The organism is Denitrobaculum tricleocarpae, from assembly GCF_007004665.1.
Taxonomy (GTDB): Bacteria; Pseudomonadota; Alphaproteobacteria; order Kiloniellales; family Kiloniellaceae; genus Denitrobaculum; species Denitrobaculum tricleocarpae.
The window spans coordinates 1-20,807 of the sequence record NZ_ML660064.1; the positions used below are offsets into that span (position 1 = coordinate 1).

The 20,807-nt window shown below is 60.4% G+C and carries 17 protein-coding genes; 6 read left to right on the forward strand and 11 right to left on the reverse strand.

From position 1 onward, the window contains the following. Positions 1 to 713: 713 nt before the first annotated feature. From FKG95_RS26160 to FKG95_RS26175, 4 genes are all read right to left on the reverse strand, one after another. Positions 714 to 1,547, reverse strand: a complete 834-nt coding sequence (locus FKG95_RS26160; RefSeq protein WP_142899413.1) for a flagellin — start codon at positions 1,545 to 1,547, stop codon at positions 714 to 716. Positions 1,548 to 1,931: 384 nt separating this feature from the next. Next, a complete protein-coding gene (locus tag FKG95_RS26165; protein ID WP_142899414.1) occupies positions 1,932 to 2,762 on the reverse strand; it encodes a flagellin in 831 nt (276 codons plus the stop codon). A gap of 618 nt (positions 2,763 to 3,380) precedes the next feature. Beyond that, positions 3,381 to 4,229: a flagellin gene (locus tag FKG95_RS26170; protein ID WP_142899415.1), complete on the reverse strand. Its 849-nt coding sequence runs from the start codon at positions 4,227 to 4,229 to the stop codon at positions 3,381 to 3,383. 333 nt (positions 4,230 to 4,562) lie between these two features. Beyond that, positions 4,563 to 5,660 (reverse strand): DegT/DnrJ/EryC1/StrS family aminotransferase, encoded by a 1,098-nt coding sequence (locus FKG95_RS26175; RefSeq protein ID WP_142899416.1) that lies wholly within the window; start codon positions 5,658 to 5,660, stop codon positions 4,563 to 4,565. Between the two features lie 237 nt (positions 5,661 to 5,897). Here FKG95_RS26175 and rfbA point away from each other — a divergent pair, with 237 nt between their 5' ends. From rfbA to FKG95_RS26190, 3 genes are read left to right on the forward strand one after another with little or no spacing between them, the layout of a single operon-like run. Further along, positions 5,898 to 6,794, forward strand: a complete 897-nt coding sequence (rfbA, locus tag FKG95_RS26180; RefSeq protein ID WP_142899417.1) for a glucose-1-phosphate thymidylyltransferase RfbA — start codon at positions 5,898 to 5,900, stop codon at positions 6,792 to 6,794. Continuing rightward, positions 6,791 to 7,471 (forward strand): class I SAM-dependent methyltransferase, encoded by a 681-nt coding sequence (locus FKG95_RS26185; RefSeq protein WP_179954296.1) that lies wholly within the window; start codon positions 6,791 to 6,793, stop codon positions 7,469 to 7,471. Before rfbA ends, FKG95_RS26185 begins: the two co-directional genes overlap by 4 nt. 7 nt (positions 7,472 to 7,478) lie before the next feature. Beyond that, positions 7,479 to 8,870, forward strand: coding sequence for a hypothetical protein (locus FKG95_RS26190; RefSeq protein WP_142899419.1), 1,392 nt, complete (start codon positions 7,479 to 7,481; stop codon positions 8,868 to 8,870). 52 nt (positions 8,871 to 8,922) lie between these two features. On the opposite strand, the gene FKG95_RS26195 is transcribed toward FKG95_RS26190, so the two are convergent. The 7 genes from FKG95_RS26195 to FKG95_RS26225 all read right to left on the reverse strand — a co-directional run bounded on the left by FKG95_RS26195 (position 8,923) and on the right by FKG95_RS26225 (position 17,287). Beyond that, positions 8,923 to 9,924, reverse strand: a complete 1,002-nt coding sequence (locus FKG95_RS26195) for a GNAT family N-acetyltransferase (RefSeq protein ID WP_142899420.1) — start codon at positions 9,922 to 9,924, stop codon at positions 8,923 to 8,925. Then, the gene (locus tag FKG95_RS26200) at positions 9,921 to 10,799 is read right to left on the reverse strand and encodes a methionyl-tRNA formyltransferase (protein WP_142899421.1); all 879 of its coding nucleotides are present in this window, start codon (positions 10,797 to 10,799) and stop codon (positions 9,921 to 9,923) included. The genes FKG95_RS26195 and FKG95_RS26200 overlap by 4 nt, the downstream gene beginning before the upstream one ends. Further along, entirely contained in the window at positions 10,796 to 12,250 is a 1,455-nt protein-coding gene (locus FKG95_RS26205; protein ID WP_142899422.1) for an MBL fold metallo-hydrolase, read from the reverse strand. The genes FKG95_RS26200 and FKG95_RS26205 overlap by 4 nt, the downstream gene beginning before the upstream one ends. A gap of 169 nt (positions 12,251 to 12,419) precedes the next feature. Further along, positions 12,420 to 13,259: a phytanoyl-CoA dioxygenase family protein gene (locus FKG95_RS26210; RefSeq protein ID WP_142899423.1), complete on the reverse strand. Its 840-nt coding sequence runs from the start codon at positions 13,257 to 13,259 to the stop codon at positions 12,420 to 12,422. Continuing rightward, positions 13,256 to 14,053 carry a TylF/MycF/NovP-related O-methyltransferase gene (locus FKG95_RS26215; RefSeq protein ID WP_142899424.1) on the reverse strand — a complete coding sequence of 266 codons (798 nt, stop codon included), beginning with the start codon at positions 14,051 to 14,053 and terminating at the stop codon, positions 13,256 to 13,258. The genes FKG95_RS26210 and FKG95_RS26215 overlap by 4 nt, the downstream gene beginning before the upstream one ends. 49 nt (positions 14,054 to 14,102) lie before the next feature. Continuing rightward, positions 14,103 to 14,768, reverse strand: a complete 666-nt coding sequence (locus FKG95_RS26220; RefSeq protein ID WP_142899425.1) for a WbqC family protein — start codon at positions 14,766 to 14,768, stop codon at positions 14,103 to 14,105. Positions 14,769 to 14,842: 74 nt separating this feature from the next. Beyond that, positions 14,843 to 17,287, reverse strand: coding sequence for a tetratricopeptide repeat protein (locus FKG95_RS26225; protein ID WP_179954297.1), 2,445 nt, complete (start codon positions 17,285 to 17,287; stop codon positions 14,843 to 14,845). A gap of 486 nt (positions 17,288 to 17,773) precedes the next feature. Here FKG95_RS26225 and FKG95_RS26230 point away from each other — a divergent pair, with 486 nt between their 5' ends. From FKG95_RS26230 to FKG95_RS26240, 3 genes are all read left to right on the forward strand, one after another. Next, positions 17,774 to 18,232, forward strand: a complete 459-nt coding sequence (locus tag FKG95_RS26230) for a flagellar protein FliS (protein ID WP_179954298.1) — start codon at positions 17,774 to 17,776, stop codon at positions 18,230 to 18,232. Between the two features lie 133 nt (positions 18,233 to 18,365). Next, positions 18,366 to 19,961, forward strand: coding sequence for a flagellar hook-length control protein FliK (locus tag FKG95_RS26235; RefSeq protein WP_142899428.1), 1,596 nt, complete (start codon positions 18,366 to 18,368; stop codon positions 19,959 to 19,961). Between the two features lie 25 nt (positions 19,962 to 19,986). Further along, positions 19,987 to 20,733, forward strand: a complete 747-nt coding sequence (locus FKG95_RS26240; RefSeq protein WP_142899429.1) for a flagellar hook assembly protein FlgD — start codon at positions 19,987 to 19,989, stop codon at positions 20,731 to 20,733. Positions 20,734 to 20,807 lie beyond the last annotated feature (74 nt).

Sequence of the window (20,807 nt, forward strand, 5' to 3'; positions counted from 1 at the left end):
CGATCGCTGTATCGCAGCTCGGACAGCATGAGTCGTCGTGGCGCTGCCGTGTAGTACCTGTCCCATAGTGCTTCCTTATCGATGGTCTTCAATGTGATACCATCACACCGTGGGACTATACACCTAGAGCGCGTCATGTTTTAACGGAAACACTCTGTGTTTTCGCTAAAACATGTGAACCCGCTCTACATCATATAGTGAGAGCAGATTCACCGGTGCGACGGATCGCCAAAGGCGATTCCATCTAAACCGGAGCTGCCCTAGTGCCTCATACGGGATCGAGGCATGGGCGTTCGGAGTCGAGAGAGCTCTGGGCCGCAGAGGTTCGGCCAGGCGTGTTGAAGCAATAGTGCTTCGGTGTAACGTCGAACCGGTACACACAAGCGGTCTCGCCAGGCCACTGCCCAGGACTTTGTCGGCTGAAGCCTGCATCCGGTATACGACTTATGCCGGATATTATTTTAGGGACAGTATATTTTATAAATGATCAGCGCCGAAAAATCGATGATCAAAGGCAGCGTCAAGAACGGAAAGATGCCGGTGAGTACTGCTCTTGAGATTCAAGGCGGGTGGCGTGAGACTGTTTATGACTTAAAGTCGTGCGATCGGGAGGCACGCCCTGCCGCTGTCGCAGTTTGAAACCTGCCGCCGCTAAAAAAAGAGTGGGATGCACGTACATCCCACTCGCAGTGACAGTAACTCTAGGAGATGGCTTATTGCAGCAGTGACAGGAGGCTTTGGGGCAACTGGTTGGCCTGGGAGAGCGCCGAAACCGACGCCTGCACAAGGACCTGGGAGGAGACCAGTTTGCTCTGTTCTTCGGCCAGATCGACGTCCATGATCGCGGAGCGTGCGGCCGCTACGTTTTCGAGCGCCGTATTGATCTGCTGGCCGCGGAACTCGAAGCGAGAAAGAATGGCGCCGACTTCGGCACGGGCTTCGGAGATCCGATCGATCGCGATATCCACTGCCGACATGGCGGAAGTTGCCGTTGTGACCGACGTGACGTCGGTTGGTCCCGTGAGCGCGAGGCCGCCTGATGTAAAGCTGTCGGAGCCGAAGCTCGTAAAGTCCACCAGGATCACGTCGGCGGGGTCGGTGCCGACGAAATAGCTCTGCTGTGTGGTCGTACCGTCCAGGAGGGAATCACCGTTAAAGCGGGTCGTGGCCGCCATGCCGTCGATTTCCGCCAGAAGGCTCTGGAACTCAGCATCGATGAAACTGCGTTCGGTGTCGGTCGGCACGCCGGAGAGCGATTGCGCGGCCAGCGCCTTCAAGCGCTGCAACACATCGGCAATCCGGGCCAGGCCACCGTCCGCGACCGACATGATCGAACCGCCCTGGGAAGCGTTGATCGCAGACTGGCGCAAAACCGTCACGTCCGAGTTCAGCCGCGTGCCGATCGCCAGACCGGCAGCGTCATCGGATGCCTTCACGATCCGTGAGCCACTTGCCAGCTTGGACACCGAACTTCCCGACTGGGCGGCGTTGTAGTTTAGAAACCTTAGGGCAGAATTTGCTGCGGTATTTGTCGTTACTGTCGGCATTCCGCATCTCCTTAAATTATCGGCTCGTCTCCGAGCGGTTGGCTTTGACCTCACGCCGCGCCGCCCCGATCCGTCTGACCCAATGGCACAACATGAGAGTATCGTTGTGAGCAATTGAGCAAACTACGTGCCAAATTTTAGATTCCACCTTTTCTTCAATTCAATCAAAGGTTTGCGCCGGCTCTCGCACAACACGAAGTGAAACGGTGAGCGCCACACAGCCCCCCATTCCAGAAAAAACTTCCCTGCTCCCGGCAAAGACTGCCGTCTGCCGGACAGAACTGCCCGGCGGGAGTACGTCAAATACCAAGGGTCGGGAAGTTGCCGGACAGATCTTGCGTGGCATGCGTCCCAAGCAAGAAGACAGGAGCGCCGGCTACTTGCTTACTGCAGGAGTGACAGCAGGCTTTGGGGCAGCTGATTGGCCTGGGAGAGTGCGGAAACCGACGCCTGGACAAGGACCTGAGACGACACCAGCTTGCTCTGCTCCTCAGCAAGATCGACGTCCATGATCGCCGAACGGGCCGCCGCCACGTTCTCGAGCGCCGTGTTGATCTGCTGTCCGCGGAATTCAAAACGGGAGAGAATGGCGCCGACATTGGCACGCGCTTCCGAAATCAGATCGATCGACAAGTCGACCGCCGTCATGGCCGAGGTCGCGAGCGCGGCGGTGGAGACGCTCTCACCCGCGAGCGATATACCGCCCGTCGTGTAGTCGGTCGCGCCGAAGCTCGTAAAGTCCACCAGGATCACGTCGGCGGGGTCGGTGCCCACGAAATAGCTCTGCTGTGTGGTCGTACCGTCCAGCAGGGAATCACCGTTAAAGCGGGTCGTGGCCGCCATGCCGTCGATCTCCGCCAGCAGGCTCTGGAACTCCGCATCGATGAAACCGCGTTCCGTGTCGGTCGGCACGCCGGAGAGCGATTGCGCGGCCAGCGCCTTCAAGCGCTGCAACACATCGGCGATCCGGGCCAGGCCACCGTCCGCGACCGACATGATCGAACCGCCCTGGGAAGCGTTGATCGCAGACTGGCGCAAAACCGTCACGTCCGAGTTCAGCCGCGTGCCGATCGCCAGACCGGCAGCGTCATCGGATGCCTTCACGATCCGTGAGCCACTTGCCAGCTTGGACACCGAACTTCCCGACTGGGCGGCGTTGTAGTTTAGAAACCTTAGGGCAGAATTTGCTGCGGTATTTGTCGTTACTGTCGGCATTCCGCATCTCCTTAAATTATCGGCTCGTCTCCGAGCGGTTGGCTATCACCCCTTGCCGCGGCGCTCCGGTCTTCGCGGATTCGTGGCATGACACATGAGTGTTCGTATAAGCAATTGAGCAAACTACGTGCCAAATTGTATGTAGTCTAATTTTTTTCGTTTGTATTCATATACTTATACGACTAATTCAAAATTCCGGCCCCCGGCACAGGCCGTTTCGGGCGAGATAGGAACTGCAAAAACTACCCCTGCCCCGGCAAAGACTGCCGCCGGCAGGACAGAAATCGCCGGGATGGATGCCTGAAACGGCTGGCGGCCGAGATCGGGCGCAGAGAGAAATGAGATGCCGCCGGAGGGGTTCGGACAGCGTTGCGCAGAGCCATGCCAAACGGCAGACACACCGCCAGCGGACGTAAAAACGCGAGACGCCTGTACCAGATCTGACGTGATTCTGACGTTTACCTCTTGAAGCGGAGCGAAGGCCGCGTCGCGGACGGGCGGGACAATTGCCCGGGGCTAGTCTGAGATCACAGGCCGATGCGATAGGGCACGGCGAGGTCATAGCGGGGGCCGGAGCGCCTGCGATATCCCGTCGGCCCAAGATGCACGCAAGGCCGATTACTGCAGGAGTGACAGCAGGCTCTGGGGTAGCTGATTGGCCTGGGAAAGCGCCGAAACCGATGCCTGGACAAGGACCTGTGACGACACCAGCTTGCTCTGTTCCTCGGCAAGATCGACATCCATAATCGCCGAACGGGCCGCCGCCACATTCTCGAGCGCCGTGTTGATCTGCTGCCCGCGGAACTCGAAGCGCGAGAGAATGGCACCGACATTGGCACGCGCTTCGGAAATCACGTCGATCGCCGTGTCCACTGCTGTCATGGCCGCTGTCGCCGATACCGCGGTCGATACAGCCTCGACCGAGAGCGAAAGCCCGCCCGACGTCGAGGTGGAAAAGTTCGTAATGCCGGTTCCGCCAAAGCTTGAGAAATCGACCAGAATCACATCGGTAGGGTCGGTGCCGACGAAATAGCTCTGCTGTGTGGTCGTACCGTCCAGCAGCGAGTCCCCGTTAAAACGGGTCGTGGCCGCCATGCCGTCGATTTCCGCCAGCAGGCTCTGGAACTCCGCATCGATGAAACCGCGTTCCGTGTCGGTCGGCACGCCCGAGAGCGATTGCGCGGCCAGCGCCTTCAAGCGCTGCAAAACGTCGGCGATCCGCGCCAGGCCGCCGTCGGCGACGGCCATGATCGAGCCGCCCTGGGAGGCATTGATCGCAGACTGGCGCAAAACCGTCACGTCCGAGTTCAACCTTGTGCCGATCGCCAGACCGGCAGCATCGTCGGAAGCCTGCACGATCCGCGAGCCACTCGCGAGCTTGGACACCGATTTGCCCGACTGCATTGAGTTGTAGTTCAGAAATCTCAGGGCAGAGTTTGCTGCGGTATTTGTCGTGACTGTCGGCATTCCGCATCTCCTTCGTGTATCTGCTCGTCGCCAAGCGGTTGGTTTAAATCTCTTACGCTGCTCTACCGTGGTCGGTTTGACCCCGGGCAGGACAGGGAGAGTTCGTCAACCGCTCTTGCGCAAGCCACATGCCACTTTTTTCTGATTTGCCTTTTTCGTTTGCATTCAATCACTTGACTACAAACGAAATAACCGGCCGCTCTGAGAGAGCTGCAGTCTCTGCACGGCGGTAGAGGTAAAAACCTCCATCTCCCGGCAAAGACTGCCGGATCGCGGCTTATGGCATCAGCAAAGATCTGCGGGGGAGAATAAGAGAGAATCTGGCAGCGGGCGCTATCCGCGCAGGGCTGCAATGACCGCGGTTTTAACCCTGTGGATGTCGTCACGGGTCATATCAATATAAAAAGGCAAGCCGATTACGCTGTCCGTCAGACCCTCCGTCACCGGCAAGGCGGTCCGTGGGCAGGAGTCAAAGGCCGGCGCCGTGGCGCAGCCGTCACCCCACCAGCGGCGGGCGGCGATCCCGCGCTGGGCAAGAGCGGCAATCAGGGTCCGGGCACTCACATCCGGCACCGCAAAGTTAATGGTCGCCGAGACCCAGGGTTCCAGGCCGCCGGGTTGCGGCTGCAGCTCGGGGATATTCTCCAGTATTGCGTAATAAGCATCGCGCACGTCAAGGAACCGCTGGCGCGTCGCCGGCCAATCCTCCAGCCCCGCGAGGCCGACGGCGGCGCAGTACTCGCTGAACTTGGCGTTCAGGCCGGGCAGGAGCGCAGCACGCGGCTCGGTCTTTTTTGCCGGATCGAGCGGGAAGCCGAAGCTCGAGAGACTGCGGATCTGCGAGATAAGCGCCTTATTGCGCGACAGGATCAAACCACCCTCGCCCACCCCGAAAACCTTGGTACCATGCAGGCTGATCATAACCGGCGACTGCCCGACCCGGGCCGCATCGAAGCTCGCCGCCCCGTCGATCACGGCGGGAATCCCGGTCTCAAGGCTGAATTCATCCCAGGCGGCCACGTCGACGGGCCGCCCGAAGACCGATACCGGCATGACCGCGGCAACACGCCCCGGTGCGTTCGGCAAGCAGTCGCGCGCAAGCGCGGGCTCCAAGGCCCAGCTCCCGGGATCGACATCAACGAACCAGGGCGTCAGACCCGCCGCCATAACCGCGGACGCCGACGCGCTGAAGGTAAAGGCAGGCAGCATACAGAGATCGCCGGGCAGCGCCGCGGCCGCCTGAAGCGCCAGCGTCAGGCCCAGGGTACCGTTCGCGACCGCCAGGACAGAGCCCGCGCCGCTGCCGAACTGCGAAGACAGCCGCTCCTCGAAACGGCCGGCCAGAGGTCCGAAGTTCGAATACCAGCGGCTCGCGTCGATTTCCTCCAGATAAGGCGCGATCCGTGCCGCAGTCGGCAATTGCGGCCGCATAAGAGGTATTGGAGAGGCCGGGTTCTGTTCTACTCTTTGAAAAGAGTCTTGGATGAGATCGGATTCGCCTAATGATTGTGCCACGGGATTCGCTCGGCTGGTTGTTTTTCCTGCGACGAAGAGACTGACTTTCCTCGTCTTTAAGACAGTTTTAAGCAGTAACGTTAATAATTCTACTCTATGAAAAACAAGGGACTGTTAACGCCTCGGCGTGAAACGTGCCGATAACGGGTATATATGGCCAAAGTCGATAAAGTGAGCCGCAAGGGCATTGTCCTTGCCGGAGGCTCGGGCACCCGCCTTCATCCGCTGACCGTTTCGGTCAGTAAGCAGCTTCTGCCCGTGTACGACAAACCCATGATCTATTACCCGCTTTCCAATCTGATGCTCGCGGGAATCGACGAGATCCTGATTATCACCGCGCCGGATCAGCAGGATCTGTTCCGCAACCTGCTTGGCGACGGCAGTCAGTACGGTATTCATCTGGACTATGCGGTTCAGGAGAACCCCGATGGCGTGCCACAGGCCTTCGTGATCGGCGCAGATTTTATCGGCGACGATCCGGTCACCCTGATTCTCGGCGACAACATCTTTTACGGTCAGGGACTGGTTCAGCAGCTGCGGCGGGCCGTCACCTCGAACCACGGAGCGACGATCTTTGCCTACGTCGTGACCGACCCGGAACGCTATGGGGTCGTGACTTTCGACGATGAGGGCACCCCCATCGCCATCGCCGAAAAACCGCGGCGCCCCCGCTCCGACTACGCGGTGACGGGCATGTACTTCTTCGACAACGACGTGGTGGAGATCGCCCGCAATCTCACCCCCTCGAAACGGGGGGAGACCGAGATCATCGATGTCATCCGCAGCTATATGAAACGCGGGGATCTCTCCGTGGAGCGTATGGGCCGCGGCATCGCCTGGCTGGACGTCGGGACGCACGATGCGCTGGCCGAAGCAGCCGCCTACATACAGGCGGTGGATCACCGGCAGGGTTTCAAGATCGCCTGTATCGAGGAGATCGCCTGGCGCCAGCAATGGATCAGCGACGAGCAGCTGCTGTGTCTCTCCGAAAACTACGGCAACTCTCCCTACGGCGCGTACCTGGCCGGGCTGATGGAAAGCCGGCTATGAAGGACGCCGTACTGGACCGCAAAGGCAGGAAACAGGAGACCGCGCCCGGTTACCGCCGACTGGTCGAACACTACGAAAACTGCTTCGAGCGGCACGGCGCCACGCCCCAGGGAGTCGACTGGCCGGATGCGGGGGACCTCGCCACCAGGTTCGACGTCATGACCGGGGTGATCCGCCCGGACACCAAGACCTGCCGACTGCTTGACCTGGGGTGCGGCCCGGGCCTGCTGCTCGATCACCTGAGGGACAAAGCCGCCCCTGCCCCGATCCGTTATCTGGGTATCGATCTCTCGGAAAAGATGATCGCGGCGGCCCGGCAACGGCACCCCGATGAGAGCTTCGAAGCACGCGATCTGCTCGCGGATCCGCTGAAGGAACGCTGCGTCGACTACGTGATCATGAATGGCGTGCTGACTGAAAAACGCGAACTGCCGCAAGCCGAGATGGTCGCCTTCGCGAAGGAAATCATCGCCGCGGCCTTTCATGCCGCGGAGATCGGCATCGCCTTCAACGTGATGTCGACCCAGGTCGACTGGACCCGCGACGATCTTTTCCACTGGTCCTGCGACGAGGTCCTCGGCTTCGCCGCCAGGGAGCTGACCCGTCACGCCGTTATCCGGGCCGACTACGGTCTCTACGAATACACAACCTACCTTTACCGAAGCCCGCAAAGGTGAAGCAGCGATGAAGCAGTTCGATTTGATCATTGTCGGCGGCTCGATCGGCTGCCTGGTCGCCGCGGCGCAGGCCGCGCGCGCGGGCAAGCAGGTCAAGCTCTTCCTGCCCGAACGCGGGGTTGGCAGCGGTTTCGGCGCCCGGCCTTTCAGGGGCCGGCGCCTGGACATCGGCACCCGGGTCTTCGACCTCAATGCCCATCCGAACGCCGCGGCCCCGGCGACGGGTCTCGACGAATACCGCGGCAACGAGGACTTTCGCCTCTACATGCCGCACATCCGGGCCTTCGTTGAAGAACTGCTCGACGGTGAATTGCAGGACCTGCCATCCGCCGAACTGTCCTACGGCGGCAAACTGGTGCCGGAGTTCCTGGCCAGCCTGGACCTCTCCAGCCTGCCGCGGCTCCTCAATGAGGACCAGATCGCGCGGATCCGCGAAGAGACCGCGCAGATCCTCGCCCAGGAGCTGAACGGTACTCCGGTTCTGGGCCGCTCCAGCGAGCTCGATTTCACCGGACTGGACTATCAGTCACTCTCTCTGACCAATCACGGCCGGGCATTTCACGACGCCTTCATCGCACCCTACAGCGCGAAGATCTATCCGGAGAACTGGCAGGAGGTTCCGGCCGACCTGCGCCACAAGATCTGGTCGCCGCTCTTCTACCCCAAGACCCTGAACCAGGCCTGCGACGGCCAGTTGGAACGGGGCCGGGAAACCCTGGTCTTTAGCACCGTCAGGAATGGCGACTTCGGCGTCTTCGTGGACCGCCTGATGACCCGGATCGAAACCACGCCCGGCATCGAACTTGAGCGCACGGGCAGACTGCTCGGCCTTAGGCCACAGGGGGCCGGCCACAGCCTGACCTTCGAAGACCGCGAGGCAACCGCCGAGGCGGCGGGACAGCTGGTGCTCGGACTTTCGGTTGCCGACATCGTGGGCCTGAACGGTCACGCGGCGGAGATCGATATGCTGAGTCTGGGTATCGCCTGGGCCGAAGTGGATGAAGCGGATATCAACAGCCTCGCCAGCTACGTCACGGTCCACGACCCGGATAATCCCGCCTACCGCCTCTCCTTCGGCGGCAGCGGCGCGCCCGAGGGCAAACGGATCGCCAATGTGGAACTGAGCTGCCGAATCCCGCGCGAAGATTATGAAAGCAGCGTCCGCTATGCCCTGGAGCAGAGCGGCGTCTTACGCGAAGGCGCGCCCATCGAGCTGCTGGACGGCATCGCCGGCGTCCGCATTCCCGCCCCGACCCGGCAGAACCGGCGCAGCCTGGAACAGGCCAAGCAGCAGCTCGCGGATGAGGGGGTCGAAGCCGACTACATCGGCACCGCCAAAGACATGTCCCGCGACATCCTGAACCAGCACATTCTGCAGGGCCTGACGCTTGCGGCTTGAACGGAAACAGACAGACTTCTCGCAATCAAATCAGATTGAGGTAAGGCCCAACCTAGCGCGGTGCCCGATATGCCGGGAAGTAACCGTTCCGGTTCTGCGCATCGCAGGCATTTTCCTCGCAGAGCGCGTCGTAAGCTTGCAGATCGTAGACCTGTTTCAGGCACTGCGTCGGGGTCAGGGTGGCGCCGAAGCGGCGTTTGAATTCGCCCACGCCGTCCCCTTCCTTCACCGCACCGCCCAGATTGATCCACTCGGCACCGCGCGCCTTGGCCTCGCGCATCCCGCACCAGATCAGGCCGACGGAATGATCGCGGGCGTCCTCGGTCGCGGCGAAGAAGAGGTAATCGGCACAGGGGGCGGTGACGGCGGTCATGGAGACGGCCTCGATTTCACCGGCCTCGTTGCGCGCGCCGAAGAGAACGACCGAATCCAGCCCGGCCATCCGGCGAAGAGCATCATCACCGAAGAAATAGACGGACGCCGCGCCCAGACGTGACATATGCGGCGGGTAGAGCTTCACGAAGGCATCGACCAGTTCGGCGCGGCCGGTCGCAACCTCGACCTCTTTCAGCCAGCGGCGCAGGCTGGGGCGGCGCCGCTTCGACATGCCGGCAATGATATCGTCCTCGCCGGGCCGTAGATCGAGGAGGTATACGGGGCTCGATTCGAAACGCTCTTCATCGGCGCCAATGGCACTGCAGGACAGGGAAGGATGCTGCGCGAGGTATCCCGCGACATATCCCCGCTCTCGGGCAAATGCCCGCCAGGCCTGGTCCAGACCGGTGAGATCGCCGACCCCGATGAAGCCACCGAAGCCGTAGGGTGTCGCGATATCCGCGCGCGTCTCCAGAGGACGTTCCAGAACCGGGCAGACCGCTTTGCCGCGCTCGCTCTCTGCAACGAAGAGGACACACTGCGCATCGTCGCGACCGGTGTCCAACGCCGCGCGAAAGGCCGCTTCATGGGCTATCGAATGCGGCAAGCCCTCGAGGGCTGCACTCCAGGCCGCCGGGTCTTTAAGGCCGACCAGACGGGTTCGCATTTCCGTCGTCATGCCAAACGCTCCCCCAGCGTCACCGGCGGCTCACTCCGGCACTTCAGAATATCGCCCGCGCCGCAGGCAACTTCGAACCAGCCGCCGGCGCTGCAGGCGAGGACCTCGCCGGGCAGGGCGTCCGAAGCCCGGTGAACGGCGGACAGCCGCGCCTCTTTGACCCTGATCTCGCGGCCCTCCTGCCCCACAGCAAAGGCAGAGGGTAACGGCTCAGGCAAGGCGCGGACAAAGTTGAAAATCGAGCGTGCGCTGAGCGACCAATCGATCCTGCCGTCTTCAGGTCTACGGCGCGGGGCATAGGAACTCTCGCCTTGTTGCTGTTTTTCCTTCGGCAGCGTCCCATGTTTCTCAATGTATTCGAAGACCTCGACGGCCAATGCAGCCGAGAGATTATCGAGATCCCCGGTCAGGCTCCACAGGTCATGGTGATCCGCGATGGAGATAGCACGAGCAGCCAGGATCCCGCCGGTGTCAACACCCGGATCGATCCGATGCAGCGTCACGCCGGTTTCCCGCTCGCCGTTGATCAAGACCCAGGAGACCGGATGGACACCGCGGTATGCCGGCAGCAGAGAAGAATGGATGTTGAGCGATCCAAGACGCGGCGCGCTGAAAACCTCTTCGGAGAGAAGGTTGAAGCGGCAGACCAGCAGCAGGTCGAGATCCTGCAGCCTCGCAGTCTCATCCCGCAGGTCGGAGGTTTCAAGCAGCTCGACGCCGCGCGCCGCGCACCAGCCGGCCAGTTCGGCACGGTCGCTCTCGGGCGCTTCGGGCATAGACGCGACGAAGACCGGGACAAAGCCCCGGTCTTCGAGTGCGGTCAAAACCCGGATGGCTTGCGGCTTACATCCCGCAAAGGCCCACCGCAGGCTCACGCCACGTTTTTCCTTTCTTTGAACTTCTTCCATTCCCAGTCCTGGGGGAAGGTCGCGTACTGCGGCCGGATATAGTTCTCGATGCCCGGGTGCGATTTGCGGTCGAGCACTGCCTGAATATTCTTACTGTCGAGATCGACGTGGTATTCCAGCCAGAACCAGAAGCGGCCCATGTCGCGGGTGAAATCGACGTGCTGATCGGCCTGGCCGACCCACTGGATGATATTCCACATCAGCTTGCCCTGCAGGATACCTGCCCAGATGTGCTGCGGCACGTACAGGGTTTGCTGTACGGGTTCGTCATCGTCCCAGTCGAACGCAAAGCCGTCTTCGGGGCTGGCTTTCAGCACAAAACTGAAATCCGCCCTGTCGCCCTCGATGAAAAGCCGGAAGCGTGAGGTGAAATCGATGTAGTCCTTGGTCATCCACTTCTGGACGATGTCGCAGCGCCGGCGGGACCGGGCCTCCAGATCGTCCAGATCAACCTCGTGCAGCCATTCGTTCAAGGCATCGACCTTGGGCTGGAACAGGCTCTTGATCTTCTTGACCTCGCCGAGCATGTCGTCCCAATCAATCTCGGGATGGTTCCGGGTGACACCGCCGCTCATGGTCCAGGTGTCTGAAGGATAGAGCACCACCACCTCCGTGCCGCTGTCGGGGTAGTCCTGTTCGATCATTTCCCAGAAGAGCTTCAGAGTGGTCCGGTTGGCCCAGTTGTTGTGGAAGTACTTGTCGTCGAGCCAGCAGAAATCGCCGGCAAAGGGCGCGATCCGCGCGGGCGTCACAAAATCCATCAGGCGGCGCTGATCGCGGAAGGCGACCTTGCGCTTCTGCGCGGCTTCGCGCATCTCCGCTTCATCCATGCGGAAACAGCCCGGGAACATGGTCACGCCGCCGGACTGGATAAATCCGATATCGACCTTCGGCCAGCGCGCCTTGATCTCCTTGCAGAGTTCCTCGTCATTGACGTTGTCGTTCATGTTCAGGAGCGTGCAGTCGGGATGCTCGATCACGAAGCCGCTGTTTTCCCAATCCTGGTCCCGGGTCTTGGCGGAGGGCACAACGGTAAAGGGCGTCACACCGCCAAGCTTAACGGTTTCCCAGGAATGCAGCTTCTTGATGTTGTGAAACCCGAGCTCGCGCATCACCCGCTCGACCGTCAGGGCGCGCATTCCAGGGTGTTCGTTATAGGCGGGCAGATAGACCTGTACGTTCCGGTCGATGTAATCGATCGAGGGAATGTGAAAGTGGTCTTCGTGGGAGTGGGTGATGTAGAGGTAGTCGACGTCGCGCGCGACCTCTTCCGGTGGCACGGCGGCAGCCGGGAACTTCCAGGTGCTCAGGTTGTAGACCGGTTCGTTCAGGAACCAGGGATCGCAGAGGAAGGTTCCGAAGTCACCGCGAATTTTCAGGGTTGCGTGAGAGATGAATTCTACTTCTAGCTCGCTCATTGACCGAAATGTCCTTTAGAGATTGCGCACAGCCACCTCAATCTGGCTGGGTATAATGAACCGCAGGTCCGCTCCGTTATCCATTAGATAACATTCATAGTTAATAAAGGCTTACACTTAGGTCCCGCACTACAACCGCCGGTCAAAATGTCGCAACGTGAGCGGTGTTTCAGTCTTTGCTGCGGCCCGGTCCCGGAAAGTCCGGATGGATCAGCTTTTCCGGCGCGGCGTAAGAAAAGGGATTGATAAAAGAGCGCTCTACGAAACTGCTCTCCAGCGCGTTGTTGTAACGGAAGTTCACAGTCAAGCGCGTCCGGTCGGTTGTATTCGTTCCCGAACGATGGACGAGGAAGGACGAGAAGAACAGAACCGAGCCCAGAGGCACCTCGACCTCGACAAAGTCTTCCTCGCGCACGGCATCCCGGCTGAGCGCCAGGGGATAGTCAGCCTCGTCATCAGGCGCGAAAGGCAGGAGGCCGTCCCGATGACTGCCGGGAATGACCTGCAGGCGCCCCATCTCGGGGCTGACCTCGACAAGCGGCAGCCAGGCGACCGCGCCGTCAAGGCTGCCCTGCATGTTCGACCACTCCTGATGGGCCGGCAGGCGATGATAACGTTCCGTCTTGGCAAGACGCCGCGAATGGAACCACATCAGGGGACGCGCGCAGATGGCGGGAAACTCGAGCCCCAGCATCTTCAGGCTCTCCACGAGTTCGTCCGAGGTGCCCAGACGATGCAGGCTGATCAGATGATTGCAGAGCTTTGCCGCGCCGAGATAGCCCTCGAAGTCATTCTCGAACAACCACTGCAGTGTCTCGTCCAGGCTCTCGCGGCCCCGGCCATGGTTCGAGACGTCCGCGCGGGCCGAAAAGACGGCCGCCACGTCAGCGCGCAACGCCGCCAGCTGTTCGGGCGCCAGAAGCTTCGGCAGGATCACAAACCCCTGCTCATCGAAACGGTTACGCAGGTCCGCAAGGGCGCTGTCCGAACTATCGCAGGCCAGGGTCATCCCCCTCCCCCTTCCTTGACGAAATAGGCATAGGGCACGGTGGAGAAAGGAAATTTTTTCATTTCCGGCACGCCGCCCCTATCGGCGAAGAATTCCTCGATCGCCTCGGCCTCACCCTGCCAGGGCGGCATTCCATAGCCGTTGAACGCGACCACGCCGCCGGGCATCACCAGGGGATAAAGATGCTTGAGCCCCGCCATCGTGGGTTCGTAGAGCCCGATATCGAAGTACAGGAGGCTCAGGCGCATTCCGAGGTTCTCGGCGGCGAAACGCGGGAGCGTCTGTGAAATCTCTCCATCGATGATGCGGCAGCGCTCGACGCCGGGCAGCAGATTGTCCTGGTTGTGCAGATCGACGAGACCATGCGCCAGATCCCCGTCGGACACCATCTTTCCGAGGACGCGCTCGACCCAGGGCTGGGCATTGCCGTCGCGTTCCTCATAGGCGGCGTAGCCTTCAAAATGATCGAAGCCGAAAACCTTGCGGGTCCGGTCGCCAGGGCAGAAGGTCTCCAGAAGGTTTGCCCAGGTGAAGAGTCCTGAGCCCCGGAATACCCCCAGTTCCGCCACCGAGCCCGGCATGTCGGCGATCAGTTTGAAGAGTTCGTAGTGGCCAAGGATTCGCGGCAGGTCGCGGCGCTGAATAAACGCAGGATAACTCTTGAGCACATCGCGGATCGAAAGGCCGGCTCCGGCGATCAGGGCTTCGAGTTTTTCCCAGTGCGCGGCGTCGCGGGCGTCGTAATCGGTCCGGACGCTGCCGCCGACGCGGTCTTGATAAGCTTGATCTGTCATACCGAAGCTTTAGCCCTCCGAGGCTTACATATGGTTAACAAAACACCAATCAGGCGATGAGCGGCTTGCTTTGGCTGATGATTTCGCGGGTCAGGTTTGCGGGACCTTCGCGGCGCAGCCGGTGAAGAATGCTGCCCCAGTCCCCCTCGTAAGGCGCGAGAAACCCCAATTCGATCTCCGCGGCCCGAAAGGTCTCGGGATCATAGAGATCGCGGCCGCCAGGCGCGTTGATGTAAGAGCTGCCTTCCAGGCGTTTCACAATCTCGATGATGCGCGCCTGGCCTTTGAGCCCGACCGGCAGGTTAAGGTCGCTGGACCTCACAAACCTGGGAGCGAAGCCCAAAAGTGCGCAGGTCGTCTCGAGGTATTCCGCCAGCCAATCCCCCAGACTGCCCTCGGCTTTGAAGAGAGGCGCGACGAGCGGATGACTCCTGTCCTGAAGATCCGGAAAGCTGCGGGCCTCGGTCTCCAGGCGGCTCAAGGAATCCTGCGAAAACCGCATGGCGTTGATTGCCGTGCTCTGGGGCGCTTTTGCCAGAGGCAGAGTGAGCCAACGGACCACACCCTCGCCGTCCGGCAGCCTGTTCCGGTGAACCCAGCCGCGGCGCGGAAACTGGACGCAATCGAAAATGACAAAGATGTCGCTCGCCGCCGCCAGCCGGAAGTATCCGGCATAGGGTGCGAAGTAGGGCTGCATGACTGCGATCCGGGTCACAACCGGGAATCCTTTTTACCAGGCGGCAGTTTTATCAAATGGCGGCGTCGCCGTATCCCTCGACCACGCCTGCCTCAACCTGCCCTATGCTTGTCGCACCAGCGCCGCCACATGTCACGATAGGCATTTTCAACATCGCGGGTCTGTGCCACCGGATCCGTAATGCCGGTCGCCACGAACCGCTCGCGCAATCCGCCGCGCATGGCGCCCAGCTTCTCCGGGTGCTTCGCGAAGTCCACGCCCTTGGCGATGTAGTCCTCGCGGGACGATGCAATCAGGCTTTGCATACCCATGGCGTCGAGGATCGCGGAGCCGTTGCGCGAAACCCAGGTTTCGCCCTCGAGCGCCAGAAGGGGTATGCCCATGTAGAGCGCTTCGAGCGTCGTCGTTCCGCCGTTGTAGGGAAAGGGATCCAGGGCAATATCGATGGCGTCGTAGCGCTTCAGGTAGTCCTTATGCCCTGATGGCCCCTCGCAGGTAATACGTTCGGGATCAACACCGTGGGCTTCGAACGCCGCCTTGCTGGTGGCAACCACGCTTTCGCTGCGGTAAGCATGGGCCTTTAACAACAACTTGGTGTCGGGTGCTTCACGGAGAATCCCACTCCAGGTTTCGATCGCCGTTGCCCCGACCTTGATGCAATTGTTGAAACAGCCGAAGGTCACGTGACCGTTGCGTTCATAGGGATTGCCGGAGAGTTCGGGGACATCATCCGGAATCCTGAATGTCGTCGGGACACGCGGCAGATAGTAGACCTCTTCGCTGAAGTACTCCTTCAGCGCGGGCGGAACGTAGTTCTTCGTCGTCAGAATGTAGTCCATGTTTTTCAGGCCGGTGGTGTTGGGATAACCGATCCAACTCACCTGCACGGGGGCAGGTTTTGCCCCGAAGACCGGCAAGCGGTTGTTGCCGGTGTGCCCGGCCAGATCCACCAGAACATCGATCCCGTCATTGACGATCTGTGTCGCGACTTCGGTATGGTTTCGGTCGACGGTCGAATACCAATGATCGAAGTAACCCTTCAAACGCTCGGTTATATGATCAGGATTGTGAACCTCGGCGTAAGCGTACAATTCGACCTGGTCCCGGTCGTGCGCCTTGAGCACTTCCTCGATGAACTTGATGACGACGTGTTGCCGGAAATCCGGTGAGACGTAACCGACTTTTAAACGGCGGTCCGGATCGGGCTGGTTGGTAAAGTTGGCTTCGTCATACGGGAGATCCCAGCGCTCACCGTACTCGAAGTGCTGGTCTCTGCTCTCCGACAAGGAAACCTCAGGTACGTAGGTCAAGGAAAACAACTTGTTGGAATGCGCCAGACTGAACTTGGGAGCGGCAGTGATCGCGTCGTCGAAACTCTTGAGCGCCTTGTCGAGCTGGCCCAAAAGGATATAGGTCATCCCGATATTGTTGTGGGCGATGCAATCCTCCGGATCTTTCTCCAGCGCCTTAGTATAGGCCTTCAAAGCCTGTTCGTATTCCCCGTTTTCGGAGAGCGTCAAACCCATTTCACGATAGGCTTCAGATATTTCGGGAGCCAGCTTGATGGCCTTGTTCAAGGCCTGGACGGCCTCGATCCTCTTGCCCTGTGCCCTGAGAATCTTTCCCAACACACAATGAGCGGCCGAGGAGTCGGGCGCCAGTTCGATCCCTTTACGCACCTCGGCTTCGGCGCGCTCGTTATCGCCGAAAGCGTTGTAGGTCGCCGCCATGTTGTTGTGGGCGTCGCCAAAGCCCGGCTTGATTTCCGATGCCATGGCAAAACAGCTCATGGCGTTATCCAGGTAACCATCCCGCCGCCAGGCCACACCCATGTTATTGTAGGCCTCGGCGTTTCCAGGATCGAAGCTCAGAGCCTGCTCGAAGTAGGTCTTGGCATCTTCGGTTTCATGACGCTCAAGCAAAATCGCACCGATGTTCAGATGCGCATCTGCGTAGTCGGGACTAATTTCCAGAGCGTTGCGGTAGGCAGTCATCGCCACATCTTTATCGCCCTTGAGACTCGCCGCCCGTCCCAGGTTCAGGTGCGCCTGCTCCGACTCCGGAGCAAGCTTGATCAGCTTTTTGAAGACCGACGATGCCCGGTCGTACTGTTCCAGGTCCATATAGACGTTGCCCAGATTGAGGTGGGCCGGCGCAAGGTTTTTGTCACCTTTGATCGCTTGGCTATAAGCCTTGGACGCTTCCTTCAGCTTGCCCTGCTCCTGAAGAGCCACACCGAGATTGAAATGCCCCTCCGCGAACTTCGGCTGCTTCCGCAGGGCTTTCGTGAGGTACTCCGCCGCAGCATCATTCACACCGTTCTGCAAATAGAGAACGCCCAGGTAATACAGCGCGTCGATCTGCCCGGGAGAAATCGCGAGAGCCTGCTGGTAGAGACTCTCCGCCTCCCGGATCCGGCCCGCGTGATGATGATCGAAGGCCAGCTCTATCGACTGCCTGGCGAGATCCCCGCGCGCGGGGGTTCCATTGCCACCTGCCGGCGGCACGGCCGCTGCACCCTGAAATTTTCCGGCCATTAAGCCCTCTTTACGGATAAATCGTGTTGCTTTTCTGCCCATGCGAAGCAGCGGATGCCAGAAGGACATGCCAGCGTCTTTGCAATGATGGTGAAGAGAGTTTGACCAAACAGAGTTAATGAACGCTTTACCTGCGGTGGGTTGTGGCGCTGATAGTGCCCTTCACGCCTCTCCCGGAACCAGGACATGCGGTTTCCGCCCTGCCCGGTCCCTTGCGGAAATTTTTACCCCGAGGTCAGGCGCAGCTAGGAAAAGTCCGCCTACCTGCTTGGGTTTTCACGCCCAAAATCATAAATTATATATAAAATACAATGAGTTATGTTTTTCTCGAATTTTGGCCCGCCCTTTGCAAAGACTTGGCCGAACCAATCCGTCCCTGTATCGGCGCAGTACTTCGCCGGGACCATACGAGGAGGTATCGGAGGACCCTGCAGATCCGATCGGCAGATCAGATCAGCGGGTCCGACACAAGAATGGAGTAAAGCAATGGCACTACCCGCTGCTCATACAGACTACGGCGAGATGATGGAATCCCGCCCTGGCCGCGCCATGGTCGAATTGCACGACGAAGCAATCACGGCCCTCCTGGCTGCGGTTGAAGCCATCGGCGCGCAGAAGATCGAGGAACGCTTCAACGAAACCGCGGCGGCCATGCAGGCCGTCACTGCCCTCTACACCATGATCGATCAGACCAATGGTGGCGAGCTCGCGGTCAATCTGGGACGCATCTACCACGATGTGCTCACCAAGCTCGGCCGGATTTCCTTCGACAGCGATCCGGCAAGGCTTGCCGGGGAATCGATCGATCTCCTGAAGCCCCTGCGCGATGCCTGGGACGGCCTGGACCGGCGCGAGGCCGGTGAAGAGGAACCCGTTGCCCCGGTACGGAAGGTTATCTCGGGCGCAAAAGCAAGTGCAGTCCAGTCGCAAGCCGGTCACCTGTGACCCGGGCCCGTCTTGCCCAGTCCCGTCTGACTTAGGCCCGTCTGACTTAGGCCCGTCTGACTTAGGCCCGTCTGACTTAGGCCCGTCTGCAAACAGGATCTCAAGAGCAAACGTTAGAGAGCAGAGCACCGCAATGAGTTCGATCCTATTCGACCCAGCGACATCTTCCGGTCATTCCGCCGGATCGCACAACACCTCCAGGTCTGCGGCCAACGCAGCGGCAGGTCTGTCGTTCGACTCTTTTCTGGCCAAAAACCAGAGCAGGTATGAAGCGAGCACGGCCTTGCGCTCTGAGCGGGCCGACAATGACCGCGGTTACGATAACGACCGTGATTACAAGTCAAGCCGGACGGACGAGCGTGACACCAAGGTAGATTCGAGCAGTCGAACCGAAGACACGGGTGATGATTACAGTCACTGGGACGATGAAGAAGATCTCAGCGCAGATGCTCCCGAGCGTGAAGCCGGCATAAGCGAGACCGAGGACGAACACCCGGAAGCGAGCGCTGCGCAGAGCAATAATGAAGCGGCTCAAACGGAAGAAAGCTCCGATGCTCGTCCGGGGACACAGGAAACAGACGCTGTCAGTGCTGCTGACGCGACCGCAGATCCGGCCGCAACCGCGGCTGCCGCCGCGAGCACGAACGCGTCGGCAGGCGCCGCGTCATCGGCTGCCGCCGCAGGCAACAATCCGGCGAGTGCGCAAGCTTCCCAGGCCGCCGGGAACACCGCAGCAGCGGCGCAACAGGCGGCCAATGCCAATGCAGCCAATCAGAATCAGGCCGGCAAGGGCAGCAGCGAAAAGAATACCGCAACCACCACCAGCGTCTCCAACAATGCGTTGGTGTCACAGTCGAACACGGCCCTGACCAGCGGCTCGGCAGTGATCACCCTGCAGTCCGTCGACCCGAAAACCGGCGCGCCGGCCGGGCAGATAGCTGCGGGCGATGCCGCGGTGACAGCTCAAATGGATGGGAAACCCGAGGCCGCGGCAGAACCGAAGCCGGCGAATGCCGCCGCACAGGCCGCGAAGGCCCAGCAAGCGGGTAATCCCGCTGCTCAAGCCAACGCAGGCCAGGCTGCTCCGAACGCCGCAGTAAACCCGGCGGCAGCCCAGAGTGTCCAGACGGCACCCACCGCCCCCTCTGCCGCACCGCTTGACGCCTTGGCAAACGTGAGTGCGCCGCAGGCCGCCACCAGCACGGGCACCCCGGCCTTCACCAGTCTGACACCGGTCGGCGGGGTCACGCAGACCGCGAACGCAACCGGGGCCGGTGCCGCGGCATCGGGGAACGCTTCGGCAGGCGCAGCCACCCCGACCGACCAGGTCGCTGTAGAGATCCGCAAAGGGGTCGCCGCCGGCAAGGACTCGATCACGATCAAGCTCAATCCGGCGGAACTCGGGAAAATCGACGTAAAAATGGAGATCTCCGACGACGGCACCCTTCGGGCGACCATCGCCGTGGAGAAATCCGAGACCCTCGACATGCTCCAGAAAGATGCCAGAGGCCTGGAACGGGCACTCCAGAACGCGGGCCTGCAGGCCGACAGCGGCAGCCTGAACTTCAGCCTGCGCGGTGAAGGCAACAATAACGCGAACGAATTCGACACGGCATCGAACGCGGGATCCGGAGACGGAGGAGATGATACCGCCTCCGGCGACCCGGTTACCGGGAATGAAGCAAACGGCAGGTCGTCGCACGACGGCGCGCTCGACATCTCCGTTTAACGGCAGCGACTGAGGACTCAGATCTATGGAAACGACCGCAACCAGAGCACCCGTTAATGGTGTGGACTACGTCGACACCAGTGGCGGCAGCACCGGGATCGCCGGCGCACAGTCGCTCGCGGAGACCTTCGACAACTTCCTGGTACTGCTGACCGAACAGCTCAAACACCAGGACCCGCTCTCGCCGATGGAATCCAACGAATTCACTTCGCAGCTGGTCGAATTCACCGGCGCAGAGCAGGCCGTTCTGACCAACAACAAACTCGATAGCCTGATCCAGCTGCAGTACAGCAATCAGCTGAATTCGGTGGTCAGCTACATCGGAAAAACCGTGACCGCCAACAGTCTGGCCCTGAACCTCGATGAGAACGGTGCCACCATCAAGTACAGCCTCGGCGGCAATGCGAAGACCACCGAGATCAGAATTATCGACGAAGACGGGAACACGGTCACAACCCTCGAAGGCAAGATAACCGGCGGCACCCACGAGGTGACGTGGGACGGCAAAAACTCCGAAGGCGAGCAGATGAAGGAAGGCGTATACGGCTTCCTGGTGGTGGCGAAAGACGCCGAAGGCGAACCTGTCCAGACCACCCAAGGCATTGTCGGCGAAGTGACCGGCGTGGAATCCGACAACGGCACGCTCCTGCTCGCCATCGGCAAGGTCGTCATTCCTCTGGACCAGATTTCCTCGGTCCAACAGACCAAGACGGCGGAAACGCCTCCCGATGAGGAGCCCGCCGATGAGGAGCCCGCCGATGCCGCAACCTAATTCACACCTTGATCAATACTCTATTGGTTTCAGAGTGTTCGACCGTTTCTTTAAGAACGAACTTAACATCACAA

What these genes read in the sequence shown, in the direction of transcription:
- FKG95_RS26160 (WP_142899413.1), bottom strand. Translation starts at nt 1,547, where the DNA reads ATGCCGACAGTAACGACAAATACCGCAGCAAATTCTGCCCTAAGGTTT.
- FKG95_RS26165 (WP_142899414.1), bottom strand. Translation starts at nt 2,762, where the DNA reads ATGCCGACAGTAACGACAAATACCGCAGCAAATTCTGCCCTAAGGTTT.
- FKG95_RS26170 (WP_142899415.1), bottom strand. Translation starts at nt 4,229, where the DNA reads ATGCCGACAGTCACGACAAATACCGCAGCAAACTCTGCCCTGAGATTT.
- FKG95_RS26175 (WP_142899416.1), bottom strand. Translation starts at nt 5,660, where the DNA reads ATGCGGCCGCAATTGCCGACTGCGGCACGGATCGCGCCTTATCTGGAG.
- rfbA (WP_142899417.1), top strand. Translation starts at nt 5,898, where the DNA reads ATGGCCAAAGTCGATAAAGTGAGCCGCAAGGGCATTGTCCTTGCCGGA.
- FKG95_RS26185 (WP_179954296.1), top strand. Translation starts at nt 6,791, where the DNA reads ATGAAGGACGCCGTACTGGACCGCAAAGGCAGGAAACAGGAGACCGCG.
- FKG95_RS26190 (WP_142899419.1), top strand. Translation starts at nt 7,479, where the DNA reads ATGAAGCAGTTCGATTTGATCATTGTCGGCGGCTCGATCGGCTGCCTG.
- FKG95_RS26195 (WP_142899420.1), bottom strand. Translation starts at nt 9,924, where the DNA reads ATGACGACGGAAATGCGAACCCGTCTGGTCGGCCTTAAAGACCCGGCG.
- FKG95_RS26205 (WP_142899422.1), bottom strand. Translation starts at nt 12,250, where the DNA reads ATGAGCGAGCTAGAAGTAGAATTCATCTCTCACGCAACCCTGAAAATT.
- FKG95_RS26210 (WP_142899423.1), bottom strand. Translation starts at nt 13,259, where the DNA reads ATGACCCTGGCCTGCGATAGTTCGGACAGCGCCCTTGCGGACCTGCGT.
- FKG95_RS26215 (WP_142899424.1), bottom strand. Translation starts at nt 14,053, where the DNA reads ATGACAGATCAAGCTTATCAAGACCGCGTCGGCGGCAGCGTCCGGACC.
- FKG95_RS26225 (WP_179954297.1), bottom strand. Translation starts at nt 17,287, where the DNA reads ATGGCCGGAAAATTTCAGGGTGCAGCGGCCGTGCCGCCGGCAGGTGGC.
- FKG95_RS26230 (WP_179954298.1), top strand. Translation starts at nt 17,774, where the DNA reads ATGGCACTACCCGCTGCTCATACAGACTACGGCGAGATGATGGAATCC.
- FKG95_RS26235 (WP_142899428.1), top strand. Translation starts at nt 18,366, where the DNA reads ATGAGTTCGATCCTATTCGACCCAGCGACATCTTCCGGTCATTCCGCC.
- FKG95_RS26240 (WP_142899429.1), top strand. Translation starts at nt 19,987, where the DNA reads ATGGAAACGACCGCAACCAGAGCACCCGTTAATGGTGTGGACTACGTC.